Here is a 14282-nt window from a genome sequence, read left to right on the forward strand (position 1 = left end):
CGGCCGGGGGCTCCCGTCGCGCCGGGCCGGACGCGGCGCGGGGGCCCGCTGACAGGGTAATCCCCTCTGTCGTGGGACCTCAGGTCACTGCTTGCGGGGCTGGTTGAACCGCAGCATGTTGCCGGAGGGGTCGCGGAAGGCGCAGTCGCGGACGCCGTACGGCTGGTCGATCGGCTCCTGCAGCACCTCGCCGCCGGCGGCACGGATCCGCTCGAAGGCGGCGTCGACGTCGTCGGTCCTGAAGATGACCCCGCGCAGCAGGCCCTTCGCCAGGAGTTCCGCCATGGCCTCCTTGTCGGCGGCCGAGGCGTTCGGGTTCGCCACCGGCGGTTCGAGGACGATGTCCACGTCGGGCTGCGACGGGGAGCCGACGGTCACCCAGCGCATCCCCTCGAACCCGACGTCGTTGCGCACCTCAAGACCCAGCACGTCGCGGTAGAAGGCGAGCGCCTTGTCGTGGTCGTCGACGGCGATGAAGCACTGCGAGAGTTTGATGTCCATGCGTGTCACGCTACGGGCGGGGGAGAGCTTTTGCCTGCGGCCGGCTCGGCTCCGAGGGGCGGGCGACCGAGCGCGGTCGGCGCGGTCCGCGGGCGTTCGAGTGACCGGCCGGGTCGGTCCGGAGGTGTGCGGTGACCGCCCGCGGACGGCTCGTTCGGAGGAACCGGTGGCCTGCGGTCGGCTCCCGCGTGCAGGTGCGGTGAGCGATGGCCGGCTCCGCCGGGCGGGTGGCGCTCGGCCGGGGAGGTGAGGCGCCGGACGGCCGCTCTAGTCGTCCGCGCCGCGCCCCGCGCGTACCGCGATCCGGAGGAGTTCCTCGGCCGCACCGGTCAGCCGGTGGCCCCTGGCCCACACCGCGCGCAGCCGCCGGTGCAGGTCCGCGCCCGTCACCGGGACCTCCACGACGCGCCCCCCGGCGAGATCCGCCCGCATCGTCACCGCGCTGAGCACGGCCGGGCCGGCGCCCGCGGCCACCGCGCTGCGTATGGCCGCGTTCGCGTCCAGCACCATCAGCGGCCGGGCCGGCGGGGCGTCCGCCCCGGCCAGGAGACGGTCCAGCGTCTCGCGCGTGCCCGACCCCGGCTCGCGGACGATCAGCCGGGTCGCGGCCAGCTCGGCCAGCTCCACCGGCTTGCGCCGCCGCGCCCACGGGTGCTGCGGCGCCACGACCACGACCAGCCGGTCCTCACCCACCTGCCGGGAACTCAGCCCGGCCGGCACGACCGGCGTCTCGATGAACCCCAGGCTGATCCGGCCCCCCGCGGCCAGCGCCGCGACCTGCTCGGAATTGGTCACCTTGAGGCTGACGCAGACCTCCGGCGCCCGCTGCTGCAGCGCGCCGATCCAGCGCGGCACGAAATGCTCGGCCAGCGTCATGCTGGAGGCCAGCGGCAGGTCCTTGTCGCGGTCGCCGCGCAACGCGGCCACCCCCACCATCAGCGCATCCGCTTCGGCCAGCACCTGCCCCGCCCACTGGCACACCGCCCGGCCCTCGGTGGTCAGCGCGGAACCGCGGCTGCCCCGTTCGGCCAGCGACAGCCCCAGCCGCCGTTCGAGCGTGTCCAGGCGTTTGCTCGCGGCCGGCTGGCTGATGCCCATCCGCTCGGCGGCCTGCCCGAGACTGCCGAGCTCGGCCACCAGGGTCAGCAGCCGCAGGCTGCCCAAGTCGAGAAGTGCCCCGTCCATAACCGGTGATTATGACGGCATCAGTGATTGGGAGGTACCGCGACCCCGCCCCGCTGACAAGGATGGTGCTGCGGCCGGCACCCGGACACCCCACGGCCATTTCCGGCATATCGCGCAATTCGACGGCAGGTGAGGCAGAGTGGGAGCCGTGGATGCCCGCCGCAGCCGGCCGGTCGCCGGGGACCCGGGCGACCAGCTCGACAAACCCTGAAAACCGAGACCGCGACACGAACGGACCCTCCATGTCTCACCACCTCGACACCCCCCTGGCGGCCCAGAACGGCCAGCTGTACCTCGACGACCTCTACGTCTTCCCGGGCGAGAGCAGCACGGTGTTCGTCATGGACGTCAACTCCAACATCACCGGTGTCTACGCCGAGCCCGGCTTCCACCACGAGGCCCGCTACGAGTTCAAGGTGCACTTCGACGGCGCCGAGTACGAGAGCCTGACCTACCGGTTCTCCTTCGGCGAGGCCGACGCGGACGGCCGCCAGGCCCTGCGCCTGCACACCCTGACCGGCGAGCGGGCGCGCGAGGACTCCGCCGAAGGCGAGCTCGTGCTGGAAGGCCGCACCGGTGAGGCCGCGGAGGCGGCCGGCACCCGCGTCTGGGCCGGGCGCATCGCGGACCCGTTCTACATCGACCTGTCCCTGCTCGCCATCATCAACGGCGCGGTGGCGAAGGGGTCCGCGGTGGACCTGTCCTCCTGGCGTCCGAAGGAAGCGCAGAACAGCTTCGCCGGCACCTCCGTCGAAACGATCGTGCTCGAAGTCCCGTACGCGCACGCGCAGTTGCGGCCCGGCGCCCGTATCGGAGTGTGGGCCGCGACCAAGCTGGCCACCGACGCAGGCGGCTGGCGGCAGATCAACCGCGCCGGGCACCCGATGATGTGGCCGATCTTCTGGCCCGGCGACACCGACTTCTCCAACCCGGCGAACACCCGGCACCCGTCCGAGGACCTGGCCGCCGCCGGCGGCCTGATCGCCGACCAGGTCGCAGCGGTCGTCGCGGCCACCGGCACCTCGGCCGACCCCCAGGGCTACGGGCAGACCGTGAGCCGGCAGCTCTTCCCCGACGTGCTGCCCTATGTGGTCGGCACCCCCGCCTCCTTCGGCTTCGCCACCCGTAACGGCCGTACCCACGCCGACAACGCGCCCGAGGCGATGCTCTCCCTGGTGACCAACACGGCGGTGCCCGCCGGGCTCACCCCTGCCGTCGCCGAGCGGCAGCGGACCGGCAGCTTCCCCTACGTCGTACCGGCCTGACCGTCTCCCGCCCCGCGTGCCGCCGCAGGGAAGCAGGGGCGTGTCCCCCGCGCCTGGGGCGGCACGCGGGGCGAGGTCCCGGGCGGCTCTGCCCCGCCCGCGGGTGAGGTCCCCGGCGGGGCGGACCCGGCCGCACCGGGCCGGGCGGGCGGTGGTCTACTGGGCCGACTCCGGTGGGGAGTTGGCCTGAGCGGCTCCCACCACACCACGCCGCCCGGGGAGATGGACCGTGGAGAACGAAGAGGTCTTCGAAGCACGCGCCACCGACCGGCTGATCCTCTTCTCCGACGCGGTGGTCGCGATCGCCATCACCCTGCTGGCACTCGAACTCCCGGTCCCGGCCGGGCGCGACGCCTCGGAGTTCTGGACGTCGGTCCGTGAGCACGACGGCCACTACCTGGCGTTCCTGATCAGCTTCCTGGTGATCGCCGCCTCGTGGGGCGGCCACCACCGCATCTTCCGCGCCGTCGTACGGATCGACGCGCCACTGCGGATGATGAACATGGCCTGGCTGCTGATGATCATCCTGAATCCGCTCGCGACCAAGATGCTCACCACCGAAGACCACGACAGCCTCGGCGCGCACGCCCTGCGGTACGGGTTCTACGCCCTGCTCCAAGTGCTGGCGAGCCTCGCCCTGCTGGCGCTGTCGCATCACCTGACGACCCATCACCTGCGCGCCGAGGAGTTCCGCACCCCCTCCGCCGCCCGCGGCGGCGAGCAGCTGTACGGCATCATCCTCGGCTTCGGCCTCTCCATCCCGGTCTTCTTCCTCACCCCCGACGCCTGGGCCCTCTGGATCGCCGGCCCCCTGCTGACCAACCGCCTCTACCACCCCTGGCGCACCCGCCGCGATCGCCTCAGGAACGCCTGACCCGGCCCGGACGAGTTCGTCCGTCTCGCGGCCGTCACCGATTCGGGTATCCGGTGCGAAGAAGCCGCGCCGCGGGCTCTCCTGCCGGACCCGCGCCCCCGACCACCGTATTTCCGGGCGGGGTTCCGCCGGAGGGGCGGGTTCCGGGGTGGGTCGGCGCGTTGCGGGTGGGGTGGGGTGACGGGACCGTGACTCAACAGGCACATCCAGACCCTCGAACGGTGCGTGGTCTCTTCGCTACGGTGGATGCCTGGATACGGGGACCAGGTGTACGGGGTTCGCGCCGGCTTGGCTGCCGGCGCCCCGAACGGTGCCCACGGACGACCGATCGGGAGCCTTCGACCATGCGAGCCCGCACCGTACTCCCCGCCGCAGCCCTCGCCGCGGCCACCGCGCTGACCCTCTCGGCCTGCGGGGGTGACTCCGGCGGGGGCGACAGCAAGATCTCCCCGGCAGCGGCCACGACGGCTCCGCCGGCCACCCCGACCCCGACCACACCACCCGCCTCCGGCGCGGTGCTGACGGTCGACCCGTCACTGGCACTGCCCGCGGACCTGAAGCTCACCTTCGACTGGCCGCTCCCGGCGGACCACACCGAGGCCGCGGTGCTGACGACGTCGGCGGACTTCATGCAGTCGATGGTGCACGGCGTCGTCCGGCAGAGCGTCAAGGACGGCGCCCTGAACACCTATGCGCAGGGCGACGCGTACACCTACGCGAAGCAGTACATCCAGCTGCACATCAACGCGAAGAAGACCCTGACCGGGACCGACCACTTCTTCCGGCCCACGGTCAAGCTTCTCGCCAAGAACTCCGCGGCCGAGGTCACGTTCTGCGAGGACCAGACGAATTTGTTCAGCAAAGAGGTCGCCACCGGGAAGGCACATGTCACCGGCGCGGACGACCGCAACTACGTCTCGTACCAACTGGTCCTCAGCCTCTTCCGTCCCGGCACGCAACTCTGGCGAGCGCAGTCGATCACCACGAAGGAGAGGGCGTTGGAATGCAAGCAGTGAGAGCCGGCCGAACGCTCCGCAGGGCGCTGCCCCTCGCGGTGCTCATCGTGCTGGTCGCGGCGGGATCGAGCTACGCCTACGACGACACGGGCACGGTGCCCGACGGGAAGAGTTCGGGCGGCAGCGACTCCGGGGGGAATCTGGACGCCTCCGCGGCCGGTTACCGGCTCAGCTACCCCACCGGTGGACCGAAGACCACGGACCGGCCCCTGACGACCGTCGACGTCAACTGGTCACCCCCACCGTGCTGGTTCGGGCCGAAGTACACGCCCGCGCAGTTCAAGGCCGAGTACACGAAGAACTTCAACGCCGAACTGCCCGACGTCAAAGGCACGTTCCGCACCGCGATGGGCATGGACCGGGACCACTACCAGAACGGACTGGACTATCCCGGCGGTGAGAAGGGCTACCAGGACTTCAACAGCGCCGAGAGCGGCAAGGGCATGTGGTGGCTGGTCTCCGTCAACCCCGACGCCGACCCCGTCGCACAGATGTCCTGCAACGACCAGACGCCCCAGTGGGTACCCAACGGACAACTGCCCCCGCCCGGCACCGGCCACGTGATCACCCCCGAAATGCTCTCCCGCCTCGCCTACGCCCACACCCACGTCCCCGGCGTGCGGATCGAGACCAACCCCGTCGGTACCCAGACCGTGAACCTCCCCACCTGGGTCACCCTCAACCAGGCGTACACCCCCGTGCGGGTCCGCGCCTCCGTGGACCTCGGCGGCGGCCGGGAGATCTGGGCCGAGACCACCGCGGAACCCGCCGGCGTGCATCTCACCCCGGGGACCCCCGACGCCACCGTCTTCCCGGCCTCCGGCGACTGCCCGATCGCCGCGGACGGCACCGTCGGCGCCCCCTACAACGGCGACCCCGCAGCCGACCCGCCCTGCGGCGTGACGTACCTGCACTCCACGCAGGACGCACCGCCGTACCAGTTGAACGTCACCGTCACCTGGCACGTCACCTGGACCGGCTCCGACGGCGGACCCCACGGCCTGCCCGACGGCCGCGTCGACGACCCCCACCCCGTCACCGTCCGCGAGATCCAGACCATCAACAACTGACAGCCCGCGCCGCCGCTCGGACGGCACGGGCTGTACGGGCTCAACGGACGGGCCCTCAGTACGGGCGAGTCACACCCGGTGCATCCAGAGGTACACATGGCCCATGCCGTCGTTCTGGCAGATGTGCATGGGGCCGTGCAGCGGGGCGTAGGCGGTGGCCGCGGCCTCGCACTGCTCGGGTGTCGGGTAGGTGCCCAGGAGGATGAACTCCACGCCGGGCGGGGTGGGGACCGGGTCGGCCGTGGCGACCGCGGAGGTCAGCACGCCGACGCCGAGGGCGGTGGCACCGAGCAGAGTGGCGGCGCGGGCGCCGAAGCGGATCTTCACAGCGGGGTCTCCTTGCGGCGGCGGCGGACACGCGGGGCGGCGGCGCCGGCCCCGCACGGACAGCTCAGTGCATCCACAGCAGGTACAGCCCGTTCGTGCCGTACTCGCAGATGTAGACCGGACCGTGCAGCGGCGCGTTCGCCTGCGCCTGGGCGACGCAGGTGTCGTACGTCGGGAAGTAGCCCATCAGCATGAAGCCGCTGCCGGGCGGCGGGGACGCCTGTGCGGCCGTGGTGGCGAGGCCGAGGCCGAGGACCGCCGTGGCGGCGACGGTGGCCGCGCGGGCGAGGATCTTCTTGCGCATGTGGATCACAACTCCTTTCCGGGGCAGGCGGAAGCGCCTGCCGAATGGCCAGGGGTGTGGTGCAGGGGGATGCGCGCGCGGTACCCAGCCTGCCGGGGGACGCCCGCCGCTTTCAATAGGTCCAGACCAATTGGTGACGGTGGGACGATTGATGTTGACGCGCACCAGTCGGCCCGGCGTGCGCCCCTCGCGGGGAGCGGCAACCACCGTGCGGTCTCGTCCCGGTGTGAGTGCTCCACATAACGGAAGGACAGCTCCGACGCGAGACTCACCGCCTTCGGCTTCAGCTCGCGCTTCGCGCCGGACGCCCGCGCCGCCCCGACGCACCCACCCGCACCCGGCCCAACTCCCTTTCCCGCGGGCTTCGGAGCTTCTACGCTGCCCGGATGGTCGACGTGAACAGGACCGGCGGGACGGTTGTCGGATCGGCGGTGGGGGACGCGCTGGGGGCACCGTTCGAGTTCGGTGCGGCCGGTGGGTTCTCCGCGCGGTTCCCCGAGCCGGGGTGCGGTGGGGAGATGTGCGGGGGCGGGGGCTGGGAGCCCGGCGAGGCCACGGATGACACGCAGATGGCGGTCTGCGTGGCCGAGTCGTTGCTGGCACGGCGCGGGCTGGACCTGCCGGACGTGTTCGCCCGCTTCCGGCGGTGGGCAGCGGCCGACCCGAAGGACATCGGGCTGCAGACCGAGGACGTGCTGACCAACGGCTTGCCGTGGGACCGCGCGGCCGAGGCCCACTTCCGGACCAACCACCGCGCCGCCGGGAACGGTGCGCTGATGCGGGCGGCCACGTCGGCGGTGTACTTCGCCGGGCAGGGTCGTGCGGCCACCATGGAGGCGGGCCGCCGTCTGTCGGCTCTCACGCACGGCGACCCCGCCGCGTGGGAAGGCACCGCGATCTTCCACGAGTTGCTGCGCGTCGCGCTGAACGGCGACGATCCGGTCGCCGCGGTCCCGGCCACCTTGGCGGCGGCCCATCCCGACCACCGCGGGCGTTACGCCACCGTGCTCGCCCCGGACTGGCACCCGGGACAGGCAACGGAGTTCAACGGCGCCGTCTGGCCGTGCCTCGGCTCCGCCGTCTGGGCGGTGCGGACCACCTCCTCCTACGAGGAAGCGGTACGCGCCGCGGTCGACCTGGGCGGCGACACCGACACCGTGGCCGCGGTCACCGGCGCGCTGGCCGGGGCGGTCCACGGACTGGCGTCGGTACCGGCCCGTTGGACCCTCGCTCTCCACGTCCCCCTCCCGGGCTCCGGCACCCGAGTGCTCCGCACCCCGGACCTGCTGACCCTGGCCGCCCAACTCGCTGCCACCACAGCTGTCTGACGGTCCATCAGACACGCCCGCGTCGGGCCCCGCTCGCCGGGAGGGGCGGGCGGGGCCGACGGGGGATCGGGGGGATCGGGGGCGCCGGGATGCGTTGGGTCAGCGGACGTGGATGGTCACGGTGACGGTCTTGAGCACCGCCGGCAGCTTGGTCGTGTCGACCTTCAGGATCTCGCCGTTGTCGCTCTGCCCGGTGGGCGGCAGCACCTTCTGGTGGACGGTCCACTTGCCGTCGGGGTCCACGGCGATGGTGTCGATGCCGAAGTCGTCGTCGTTGGAGAGGTAGAGCGTCTTGCCGGCGTCCGCGGTGGCGACGCCCTCGACCTTGTCGTGGGCGAAGAACGCACCGCTGGGGTCGAGTTGGCTCACCAGCGTCCCCACGTTGACGTACGGCTGCTTCTGGGCGACATGGACGCCGGCACCGGTCAGCGCGGTGAGCGCGGCATTCGTGCCGGCCGTCCCGACGAACGCCTCGGGCGACTTGCCGCCGACCGTCAGACCGCTGACGTCGGTCGCGCCGTTGATGTCGGCCTCGTAGAGCGTCTTCTGGGCGAACGGCTCATAGGTGCCGTCACGTTCGTCGATGAGGAACTTCGTGTCGGACAGCGCGGTGATCTCGCTGTTGGCGTCGCCCGTGGTCGCCGGGTTGTCCAGCAGGTACAGATACTGCTTGGACGTGTAGTTCCGCAGGTTCACCGTGATGATCCGGGTGGCCGCGACGTTCCCGGCCTTGGTGCTGCCGAGATCCGGCTGCTGCAGCGCGGACTGCATGATCCCCACCAGCGTCGAGCCGTCCGGCGTGACCGTCAGGCCCTCCATGCCCTTGTTCTTCAGGCGGTCGGCGAACTCGGCCGGCAGATAGCCGAGGATCTTGTGGTACGCGTTGTCCGGGCTGTTCCTGTACGGGGTCAGCCGGCCCAGCTCGTAACCGTTCGCGTCGAAGTGCGTGATGTACGGGCCGTACTCGTCCGACACCCAGAACGTGCCGTCCGGCAGCGCCACCAGACCCTCGGAGTCGTAGCCGTACGGGTCCTTGGCGACGGGCGTCGGCGTACCGCCGTGGGCGTTCGTGGCGGCGACGTCGTCGATCACCTCGCTCGTGTCGTGCGGAGGGCGGCCGCTGTAGTTCACGCCGCCGAGGCGCTTCGGCCCCTTCAGGGTGACCTTCTTGACCAGCTCCGCCTTGCCGCCCACGAGCTTGAACTCGCCGATCTCCGGCGTGAAGTCGAGAAGCATCTCGGACTTGTTGCCGTCGGGGGCGTCCGCGTTCGGGCCGCGGTCGGTGAGGCCGTAGAAGTAGCCCGACTTGCCCGGAACCGGGGCGAGCGACGAGCCGAAGCCCTCACCGGAGATCTCGGTGGTGGTGCCGCCGGGGCCGGCGACCTTCGCCAGCGGCGGCAAGGCGGCCCCGTTCGCCTGGGTGTCCTTGAAGAGCTGTACGGCGTCGGTCGTCGTGTACGTGAAGGTGTCCGTGCCCTTGAAGCCGGCCTTCGGGGTGTACGTGAACGAGCCGTCCGCGTTGACCGTCGCCGTGCCGTCCGACGGGTCGGTGTGCCGCACCACGGCGGTCGCGCCGGAGTCGTTCCGCAGCACGTTGCCGGTCACCGTGCCGTGGCCGGAGAAGGAGTCGGCGGTCGCGCCGAAGTCGTGCGACGGGGCCGACAGCCAGCCATGGGCCTGGGCGGCGGCCGTACCCGCGCCGACAATGGCGACGGTGGCACCGATCGCGACGGCGACCCGGGTGCGCTTGCGGGAGAAGGGTCTTGAAGTCATACCTCCGAACTTGTCGGTCGGTGGTGAACGCCGGGCCGATAGCCGGTGAACCCTCGATTCAAAAAGGACCGGCTCTTCGGTTGCCCTTGACTTCCGGCGTTTTCCTTGATTGCGGTGGGGGCGCTGGGGTGGGTGGGAAAGGGGACTTGATCCGCCGCGGGCGGGCCGCCGCGCGGGGCGTCACGACGCGTGGGCGGTTGCGCGGGCGCCCGGTCCGCGCCCGTGGACGCCTGGCAACTGCTGACCGCGGCTCCGGTCACGGCGTTCGAGGCGTCCGTTGCCTGCCCCGGCGACGAGCGGAGGCGGCAGGTCAGGGCGGGAGAAGCCCGGCAGGACAACCCCGGCAGCAGAAGTCCGCAGGCAGTCAGTGATCGTGAGCGGCGCCGCGTTGCTCTTTGCCCGCTCCGGTGGAGCCCGCGGACGCGGATCGGCCGGCCCCCAAGCGGTGGCCCTGGGATCCGGGGATCGGTGCCTCGGCGAGGCGCCGGCCGTTGCGGGCGGCGGCGGCCTGCGCCCAGCTGCCGGTGGAGATGACGCCGAGCGCGAGCGCGACGAGTCCGCAGCCTCCGAGGACGGCCCAGGCCGCGTGGCTCGCGTCGACGAAGCCGGGACCCGTGCCGGCCACGATGGAACCGGTGACGGCGACACCGATGGACGCCCCGAACTGGCGGGCGCTCGCGGCGAGCGCGCCCGCGACACCGACCTGGTCCGGCGGCAGCCCGGAGACGGCGGTGTTGGTGATCGATGGGCTGATCATGCCCACACCGAGGCCGAAGACGGCATAGGCGGTCAGCAGATGGACGCCGTCGGTGTGCGCGGTCAGGGGGACGAGAAGGAAGCCGCCGGTGGCGAGGAGCGCGCCGCCCAGCGCGAGAGGCAAGCGGGCTCCCCGGGAGGCGAGAAACCGCCCGGAGAGGTTGGCGGCGACGGCTTGGCCCACGGCCATCGGGATGATCATCAGTCCGGCCCGCAGGGGCCCGAAGTGGCGGATGTCCTGGAGATAGAGGGTGTTGAGGAACAGGAACCCGCCGAGCCCGGCCGACATCACGACGGAGATCGCGTTCGCGCCGGAGAACGGCGGACTGCGGAAGAACCGCAGGTCGATCAGCGGCTCGGACCGCCGCGGCTCGATGACGAGTATCCCGGTGAGGGCCAGGACGGCGAGGACGAACAGCCCGATGATCCACGGGTCCGCCCATCCGCGCCCGGGGCCCTCGATCGTCGCGGCGATGACCGACGCGAACAGGACGACGATCAGCGCCTGCCCGAGCGGATCGAACGCGCGGGCCCTGCCGGCCTTGGACTCGGGGACGAATCTCCGGGAGAGCAGGATCGCGGCGATCCCGATCGGGACGCTGACCCAGAACACCGATCGCCAGCCGAGACCACTGACCAGCAGGCCGCCGAGCACAGGCCCGGCCGCGATGGTGATCCCGATCACCGACCCCCACACGCCGATCGCTCGTGCCCGTTCCCCGCGGTCGGTGAAGACGCCGGCGACGATCGACAGCGCCACCGGGTTGAGCATCGAGCCGCCCACTCCTTGCAGGGCGCAGAAGCCGATCAGCCACCCGACGCCCGGCGCCAGGCCGCACAGGAGGGAGCCGAGGGCGAACAGCGACAGCCCGAGCTGGAAGATCCGCCTGCGGCCGAAGCGGTCGGCCATGGAGCCGCTCGGCGAGGCCGGGGACTGGGGGTACGGGCCGCCGCGGTATCTGCCCGTGGACCGCGTACGCGTGGGCGCCGACGTGCTGACCCGTACGCCGTACGACCGGCTCACCGCGCACGTCGGCCCGCAGGATTTGGTCGCCGCTGATGTGTACCCGCAGGGGTGGGACACGGCCGAGTCCCTGGACTGGGCGCGTCACTGGTACGCGGACCTGACACGTTTTCTCGACGCGGCGGCCCGCGAGGGGCAGGCGGTCATCGTCTGGCTCGACTGAACGCGGACCTCCGCCGGAGGCGGCGCGAGGGCCGGGCGTTCGGGACGGGCGTTCGGGACGGGCGTTTTGGCCGCGCGGGCCGGGGGTGGGTCCGCTTCCTCGGGGGCGGGCTACCGCTGGGTCAGGCCGTCGATCATCAGCGCGAGGGTGAAGTCGAACCGGTCGTGGCCCTCGCCGGCGGTGAGTTCGGCCGCGTAGCGGATGGTGTGGGGGAAGCCCTCGGCGGGCAGCGCGGTCAGCCGGCGCCGGAGTTCGTCGGTGTCGACGACCCAGTCCGCGTCGTCGCCGGCCGTACGCTGCCTCACGATCGAGATCTCCAGGCAGTAGCCGGCCACGTACAGCAAGAGGGCGTCGATCGCCCAGACGGCGGCCTGCGGGGCGACGCCGCCGGCGAGCAGGATGGCCAGCATCCCCTCGCTGACGCGCAACGTCTCCAGGTCGGTGGGGGCCATCGCGAGCGCCGCGCGGGAGATCCCCGGGTATCTCAGGTACTGGTCGCGCATCTGGGAGCACACGCCGCGGATCTGCTCCCGCCAGGCAGCGGGGTCGGGCTCGGGCAGCGAGAGCTCGGCGCAGAGCCGCGCGATGAGCAGTTCGTCGAGGTCCGCCTTGTTGACCACGTGGGCGTAGAGCGAGGCGGGCCCGGTGTCGAGCGCGCCGGCCAGCCGGCGCATGGTCAGCGCTTCGTAGCCCTCGGCGGCGATGACCTCCAGCGCGGTGTCGACGACCTGCTCCACGGTGATCGGGGCCTTGCGGCGCCGTGGCCGGGGTTCGGCTCCGGCCTCGGGGTTCGGCGGCAGATGGCGTGCCGCGCGTCGCTCTCTCGGGTTCACCCGACCACTATAGCTTGACACGAACGCCGTTCGTATATAGAACGCTGTTCATGAAAAGGGACGTGGATCAGAGCGTGGACGTGACCGTCGTCGGTGCCGGGCCCGTGGGCCTCGTACTCGCCGCGGAGCTCGCGCTCTCCGGGGCGACGGTGCAGGTACTCGAACGACGGACCGAGCCGGACGAGGCGATGAAGGCGGGCGGGATCAACGTACCGACGGCCGAGGCACTGGACCGCCGCGGCCTGCTGCCCGCCGCCGAACAGGTGCAGCGGGAGACCCTCGACCGGATGGGGTCGTTCGCCCACCTGGCCGGCGACCCGCAGCCCGCCGACGGCCGGCGAGCGCGCGGGTCACGCTTCACCGGGCACTTCGCGGGGATGGTCCTCGACGCCGACCTCGTGGACGCATCCGATCCCGACCTCGCCGCGCACGACACGGTGGCCGGCGCGCGACTGGTGCCGCAGCGCGAACTGGAGGAACTGCTGGCCGGCCATGTCGCGCGCCTCGGCGTACCGGTACGCCGCGGGGTGGAGGTCACCGCACTCGAAGACACCGGCGACGGCGTGCTCGTGGGCACCACGGCCGGTACGGTACGCACCGGCTGGCTGGTCGGCTGCGACGGCGGGCACAGCACGGTGCGCCGCCTCGCGGGCATCGGCTTCCCCGGCACCGACCCCGAGCTCACCGGACTCCTGGCGGTCGCCGACATCGCCGACCCCGAGAAGCTCGGAAACGGGTGGACGTGGTCGACCCGGGGGGCGTACCGCTACGGGCCGCAGCCCGGCCGGGTGGTCACCGTGGAGTTCGACGGCCCTCCCGCCGACCGCTCGGCACCGGTCACCCTTGAGGAGGTGCAGACCAGTCTGCGCCGGGTCTCGGGCACCGACGTCACACTGACCGCGCTGCGCGGCACCGCGACCCGCTGGACCGACAACGCCCGCCAGGCCGCGGCCTACTGGTCGGGGCGGGTGCTGCTGGCCGGCGACGCCGCGCACGTGCACTCGCCGTTCGGCGGCCAGGGGCTCAACCTCGGGGTCGGCGACGCGATGAACCTCGGCTGGAAGCTCGGCGCCGTGGTCGCCGGGTGGGCGCCCGAAGGACTGCTCGACACCTATGACGCCGAGCGCCGTCCCCTTGGCGCCTGGGTGCTGGACTGGACGCGGGCCCAGATCGGGGTGTTGCGCGGGGACGCCAAGTCGGCCGCGCTCCGGGAGGTCGTCGCCGATCTGCTGAGCACCCGGGACGGCACGACCTACGCGGTCAAGAAGATCTCCGGCGTCACGCAGCGCGTCGACCTGCCCGGCGACCATCCCCTCATCGGCCGCTACGCCCCCGACCTGTGGCTGACGGACGGCTCCCGCCTGGTCGACCACGGCCACGCGGGCGGCTTCCTGCTGCTCGACCGCACCCCGGACGCCGCGTTCTCCCGCCACACCGCGGCCTGGTCCGGACGCGTGACCACCGTGACCGACACCCCCGCGACCCCGACCGACACCCCCGCGACCCCGACCGGACTCCTCGTCCGCCCGGACGGAGTGGTCGCCTGGGCCACCGACACCGCCGCCCCCGCCGCCCTCACCACCCTCCAAACCGCCCTGCACCGATGGGCCGGCCCCCCGGCACCCCCACCCGACCCCAATCCGTCGGCCTGAACCGGGACTCGGCGCCGCCCGCTCCGGATTCCCGGAGGGGGCGGCGGGGTCAGTCGCGGCTGCGGCGGAGGACTCCCGCCTCGGCCGCGGACGTGCCCACGCCGCCCAGGACGGCCACGTGGAAGACCGCTGCGGCGAAAGCGGTCAGGAAGCGGGAGAGCTTGCGTGCGCTGCGCATGGTGGGTCACCTGTCCGATCGGGCTCGCGGGAC

At 72.2% G+C, this 14282-nt stretch carries 15 protein-coding genes; 7 read left to right on the forward strand and 8 right to left on the reverse strand.

What is annotated here, in order from left to right; genetic code table 11:
* Positions 1-84: 84 nt before the first annotated feature.
* A complete protein-coding gene (locus OG552_RS19095; protein WP_329134496.1) occupies positions 85-501 on the reverse strand; it encodes a VOC family protein in 417 nt (138 codons plus the stop codon).
* Positions 502-768: 267 nt separating this feature from the next.
* A complete protein-coding gene (locus tag OG552_RS19100; protein WP_329134498.1) occupies positions 769-1686 on the reverse strand; it encodes a LysR family transcriptional regulator in 918 nt (305 codons plus the stop codon).
* Between the two features lie 242 nt (positions 1687-1928).
* Between OG552_RS19100 and OG552_RS19105 the strand changes: the two genes are divergently transcribed.
* The 4 genes from OG552_RS19105 (at position 1929) to OG552_RS19120 (ending at position 5911) form a co-directional block, all read left to right on the forward strand.
* The gene (locus OG552_RS19105; RefSeq protein ID WP_329134500.1) at positions 1929-2951 is read left to right on the forward strand and encodes a DUF4331 family protein; all 1023 of its coding nucleotides are present in this window, start codon (positions 1929-1931) and stop codon (positions 2949-2951) included.
* Between the two features lie 229 nt (positions 2952-3180).
* Positions 3181-3825, forward strand: a complete 645-nt coding sequence (locus OG552_RS19110; protein ID WP_329134502.1) for a TMEM175 family protein — start codon at positions 3181-3183, stop codon at positions 3823-3825.
* Between the two features lie 344 nt (positions 3826-4169).
* The gene (locus OG552_RS19115) at positions 4170-4841 is read left to right on the forward strand and encodes a hypothetical protein (protein WP_329134504.1); all 672 of its coding nucleotides are present in this window, start codon (positions 4170-4172) and stop codon (positions 4839-4841) included.
* Positions 4829-5911: a hypothetical protein gene (locus OG552_RS19120; protein WP_329134506.1), complete on the forward strand. Its 1083-nt coding sequence runs from the start codon at positions 4829-4831 to the stop codon at positions 5909-5911. The genes OG552_RS19115 and OG552_RS19120 overlap by 13 nt, the downstream gene beginning before the upstream one ends.
* Positions 5912-5980: 69 nt before the next feature.
* On the opposite strand, the gene OG552_RS19125 is transcribed toward OG552_RS19120, so the two are convergent.
* Together OG552_RS19125 and OG552_RS19130 are read right to left on the reverse strand one after the other, a co-directional pair.
* Positions 5981-6238, reverse strand: a complete 258-nt coding sequence (locus tag OG552_RS19125; RefSeq protein WP_329134508.1) for a hypothetical protein — start codon at positions 6236-6238, stop codon at positions 5981-5983.
* Positions 6239-6302: 64 nt separating this feature from the next.
* Positions 6303-6542 (reverse strand): hypothetical protein, encoded by a 240-nt coding sequence (locus OG552_RS19130; RefSeq protein WP_329134510.1) that lies wholly within the window; start codon positions 6540-6542, stop codon positions 6303-6305.
* Positions 6543-6928: 386 nt separating this feature from the next.
* On the opposite strand from OG552_RS19130, the gene OG552_RS19135 reads away from it, so the two are divergent.
* Positions 6929-7870 carry an ADP-ribosylglycohydrolase family protein gene (locus OG552_RS19135; RefSeq protein ID WP_329134512.1) on the forward strand — a complete coding sequence of 314 codons (942 nt, stop codon included), beginning with the start codon at positions 6929-6931 and terminating at the stop codon, positions 7868-7870.
* Positions 7871-7969: 99 nt separating this feature from the next.
* Here the strand turns inward: OG552_RS19135 and OG552_RS19140 are convergent, their stop codons facing one another.
* On the reverse strand, positions 7970-9643 hold the full coding sequence (locus OG552_RS19140; protein WP_329134514.1) for an esterase-like activity of phytase family protein: 1674 nt from the start codon (positions 9641-9643) through the stop codon (positions 7970-7972).
* A gap of 364 nt (positions 9644-10007) precedes the next feature.
* Positions 10008-11309, reverse strand: a complete 1302-nt coding sequence (locus tag OG552_RS19145; RefSeq protein ID WP_329134517.1) for an MFS transporter — start codon at positions 11307-11309, stop codon at positions 10008-10010.
* On the opposite strand from OG552_RS19145, the gene OG552_RS19150 reads away from it, so the two are divergent.
* Entirely contained in the window at positions 11308-11586 is a 279-nt protein-coding gene (locus tag OG552_RS19150) for a DUF1877 family protein (protein WP_329134519.1), read from the forward strand. The genes OG552_RS19145 and OG552_RS19150 overlap by 2 nt on opposite strands.
* 110 nt (positions 11587-11696) lie before the next feature.
* On the opposite strand, the gene OG552_RS19155 is transcribed toward OG552_RS19150, so the two are convergent.
* Positions 11697-12419, reverse strand: coding sequence for a TetR/AcrR family transcriptional regulator (locus OG552_RS19155; protein ID WP_329134521.1), 723 nt, complete (start codon positions 12417-12419; stop codon positions 11697-11699).
* A 50-nt stretch (positions 12420-12469) separates the two neighbouring features.
* Here OG552_RS19155 and OG552_RS19160 point away from each other — a divergent pair, with 50 nt between their 5' ends.
* Entirely contained in the window at positions 12470-14071 is a 1602-nt protein-coding gene (locus tag OG552_RS19160) for an FAD-dependent oxidoreductase (RefSeq protein WP_329134523.1), read from the forward strand.
* 49 nt (positions 14072-14120) lie between these two features.
* On the opposite strand, the gene OG552_RS19165 is transcribed toward OG552_RS19160, so the two are convergent.
* Positions 14121-14249 carry a hypothetical protein gene (locus OG552_RS19165; protein WP_329134525.1) on the reverse strand — a complete coding sequence of 43 codons (129 nt, stop codon included), beginning with the start codon at positions 14247-14249 and terminating at the stop codon, positions 14121-14123.
* Positions 14250-14282: the final 33 nt, after the last annotated feature.

It is taken from the genome of Streptomyces sp. NBC_01476 (assembly GCF_036227265.1).
In the GTDB taxonomy this organism is placed as follows: domain Bacteria; phylum Actinomycetota; class Actinomycetes; order Streptomycetales; family Streptomycetaceae; genus Actinacidiphila.

Coding starts and splice junctions, on each gene's coding strand:
- OG552_RS19120 (WP_329134506.1), top strand. CDS start 4,829: ATGCAAGCAGTGAGAGCCGGCCGAACGCTCCGCAGGGCGCTGCCCCTC.
- OG552_RS19115 (WP_329134504.1), top strand. CDS start 4,170: ATGCGAGCCCGCACCGTACTCCCCGCCGCAGCCCTCGCCGCGGCCACC.
- OG552_RS19095 (WP_329134496.1), bottom strand. CDS start 501: ATGGACATCAAACTCTCGCAGTGCTTCATCGCCGTCGACGACCACGAC.
- OG552_RS19145 (WP_329134517.1), bottom strand. CDS start 11,309: ATGGCCGACCGCTTCGGCCGCAGGCGGATCTTCCAGCTCGGGCTGTCG.
- OG552_RS19150 (WP_329134519.1), top strand. CDS start 11,308: ATGGAGCCGCTCGGCGAGGCCGGGGACTGGGGGTACGGGCCGCCGCGG.
- OG552_RS19135 (WP_329134512.1), top strand. CDS start 6,929: ATGGTCGACGTGAACAGGACCGGCGGGACGGTTGTCGGATCGGCGGTG.
- OG552_RS19165 (WP_329134525.1), bottom strand. CDS start 14,249: ATGCGCAGCGCACGCAAGCTCTCCCGCTTCCTGACCGCTTTCGCCGCA.
- OG552_RS19105 (WP_329134500.1), top strand. CDS start 1,929: ATGTCTCACCACCTCGACACCCCCCTGGCGGCCCAGAACGGCCAGCTG.
- OG552_RS19160 (WP_329134523.1), top strand. CDS start 12,470: ATGAAAAGGGACGTGGATCAGAGCGTGGACGTGACCGTCGTCGGTGCC.
- OG552_RS19100 (WP_329134498.1), bottom strand. CDS start 1,686: ATGGACGGGGCACTTCTCGACTTGGGCAGCCTGCGGCTGCTGACCCTG.
- OG552_RS19140 (WP_329134514.1), bottom strand. CDS start 9,643: ATGACTTCAAGACCCTTCTCCCGCAAGCGCACCCGGGTCGCCGTCGCG.
- OG552_RS19130 (WP_329134510.1), bottom strand. CDS start 6,542: ATGCGCAAGAAGATCCTCGCCCGCGCGGCCACCGTCGCCGCCACGGCG.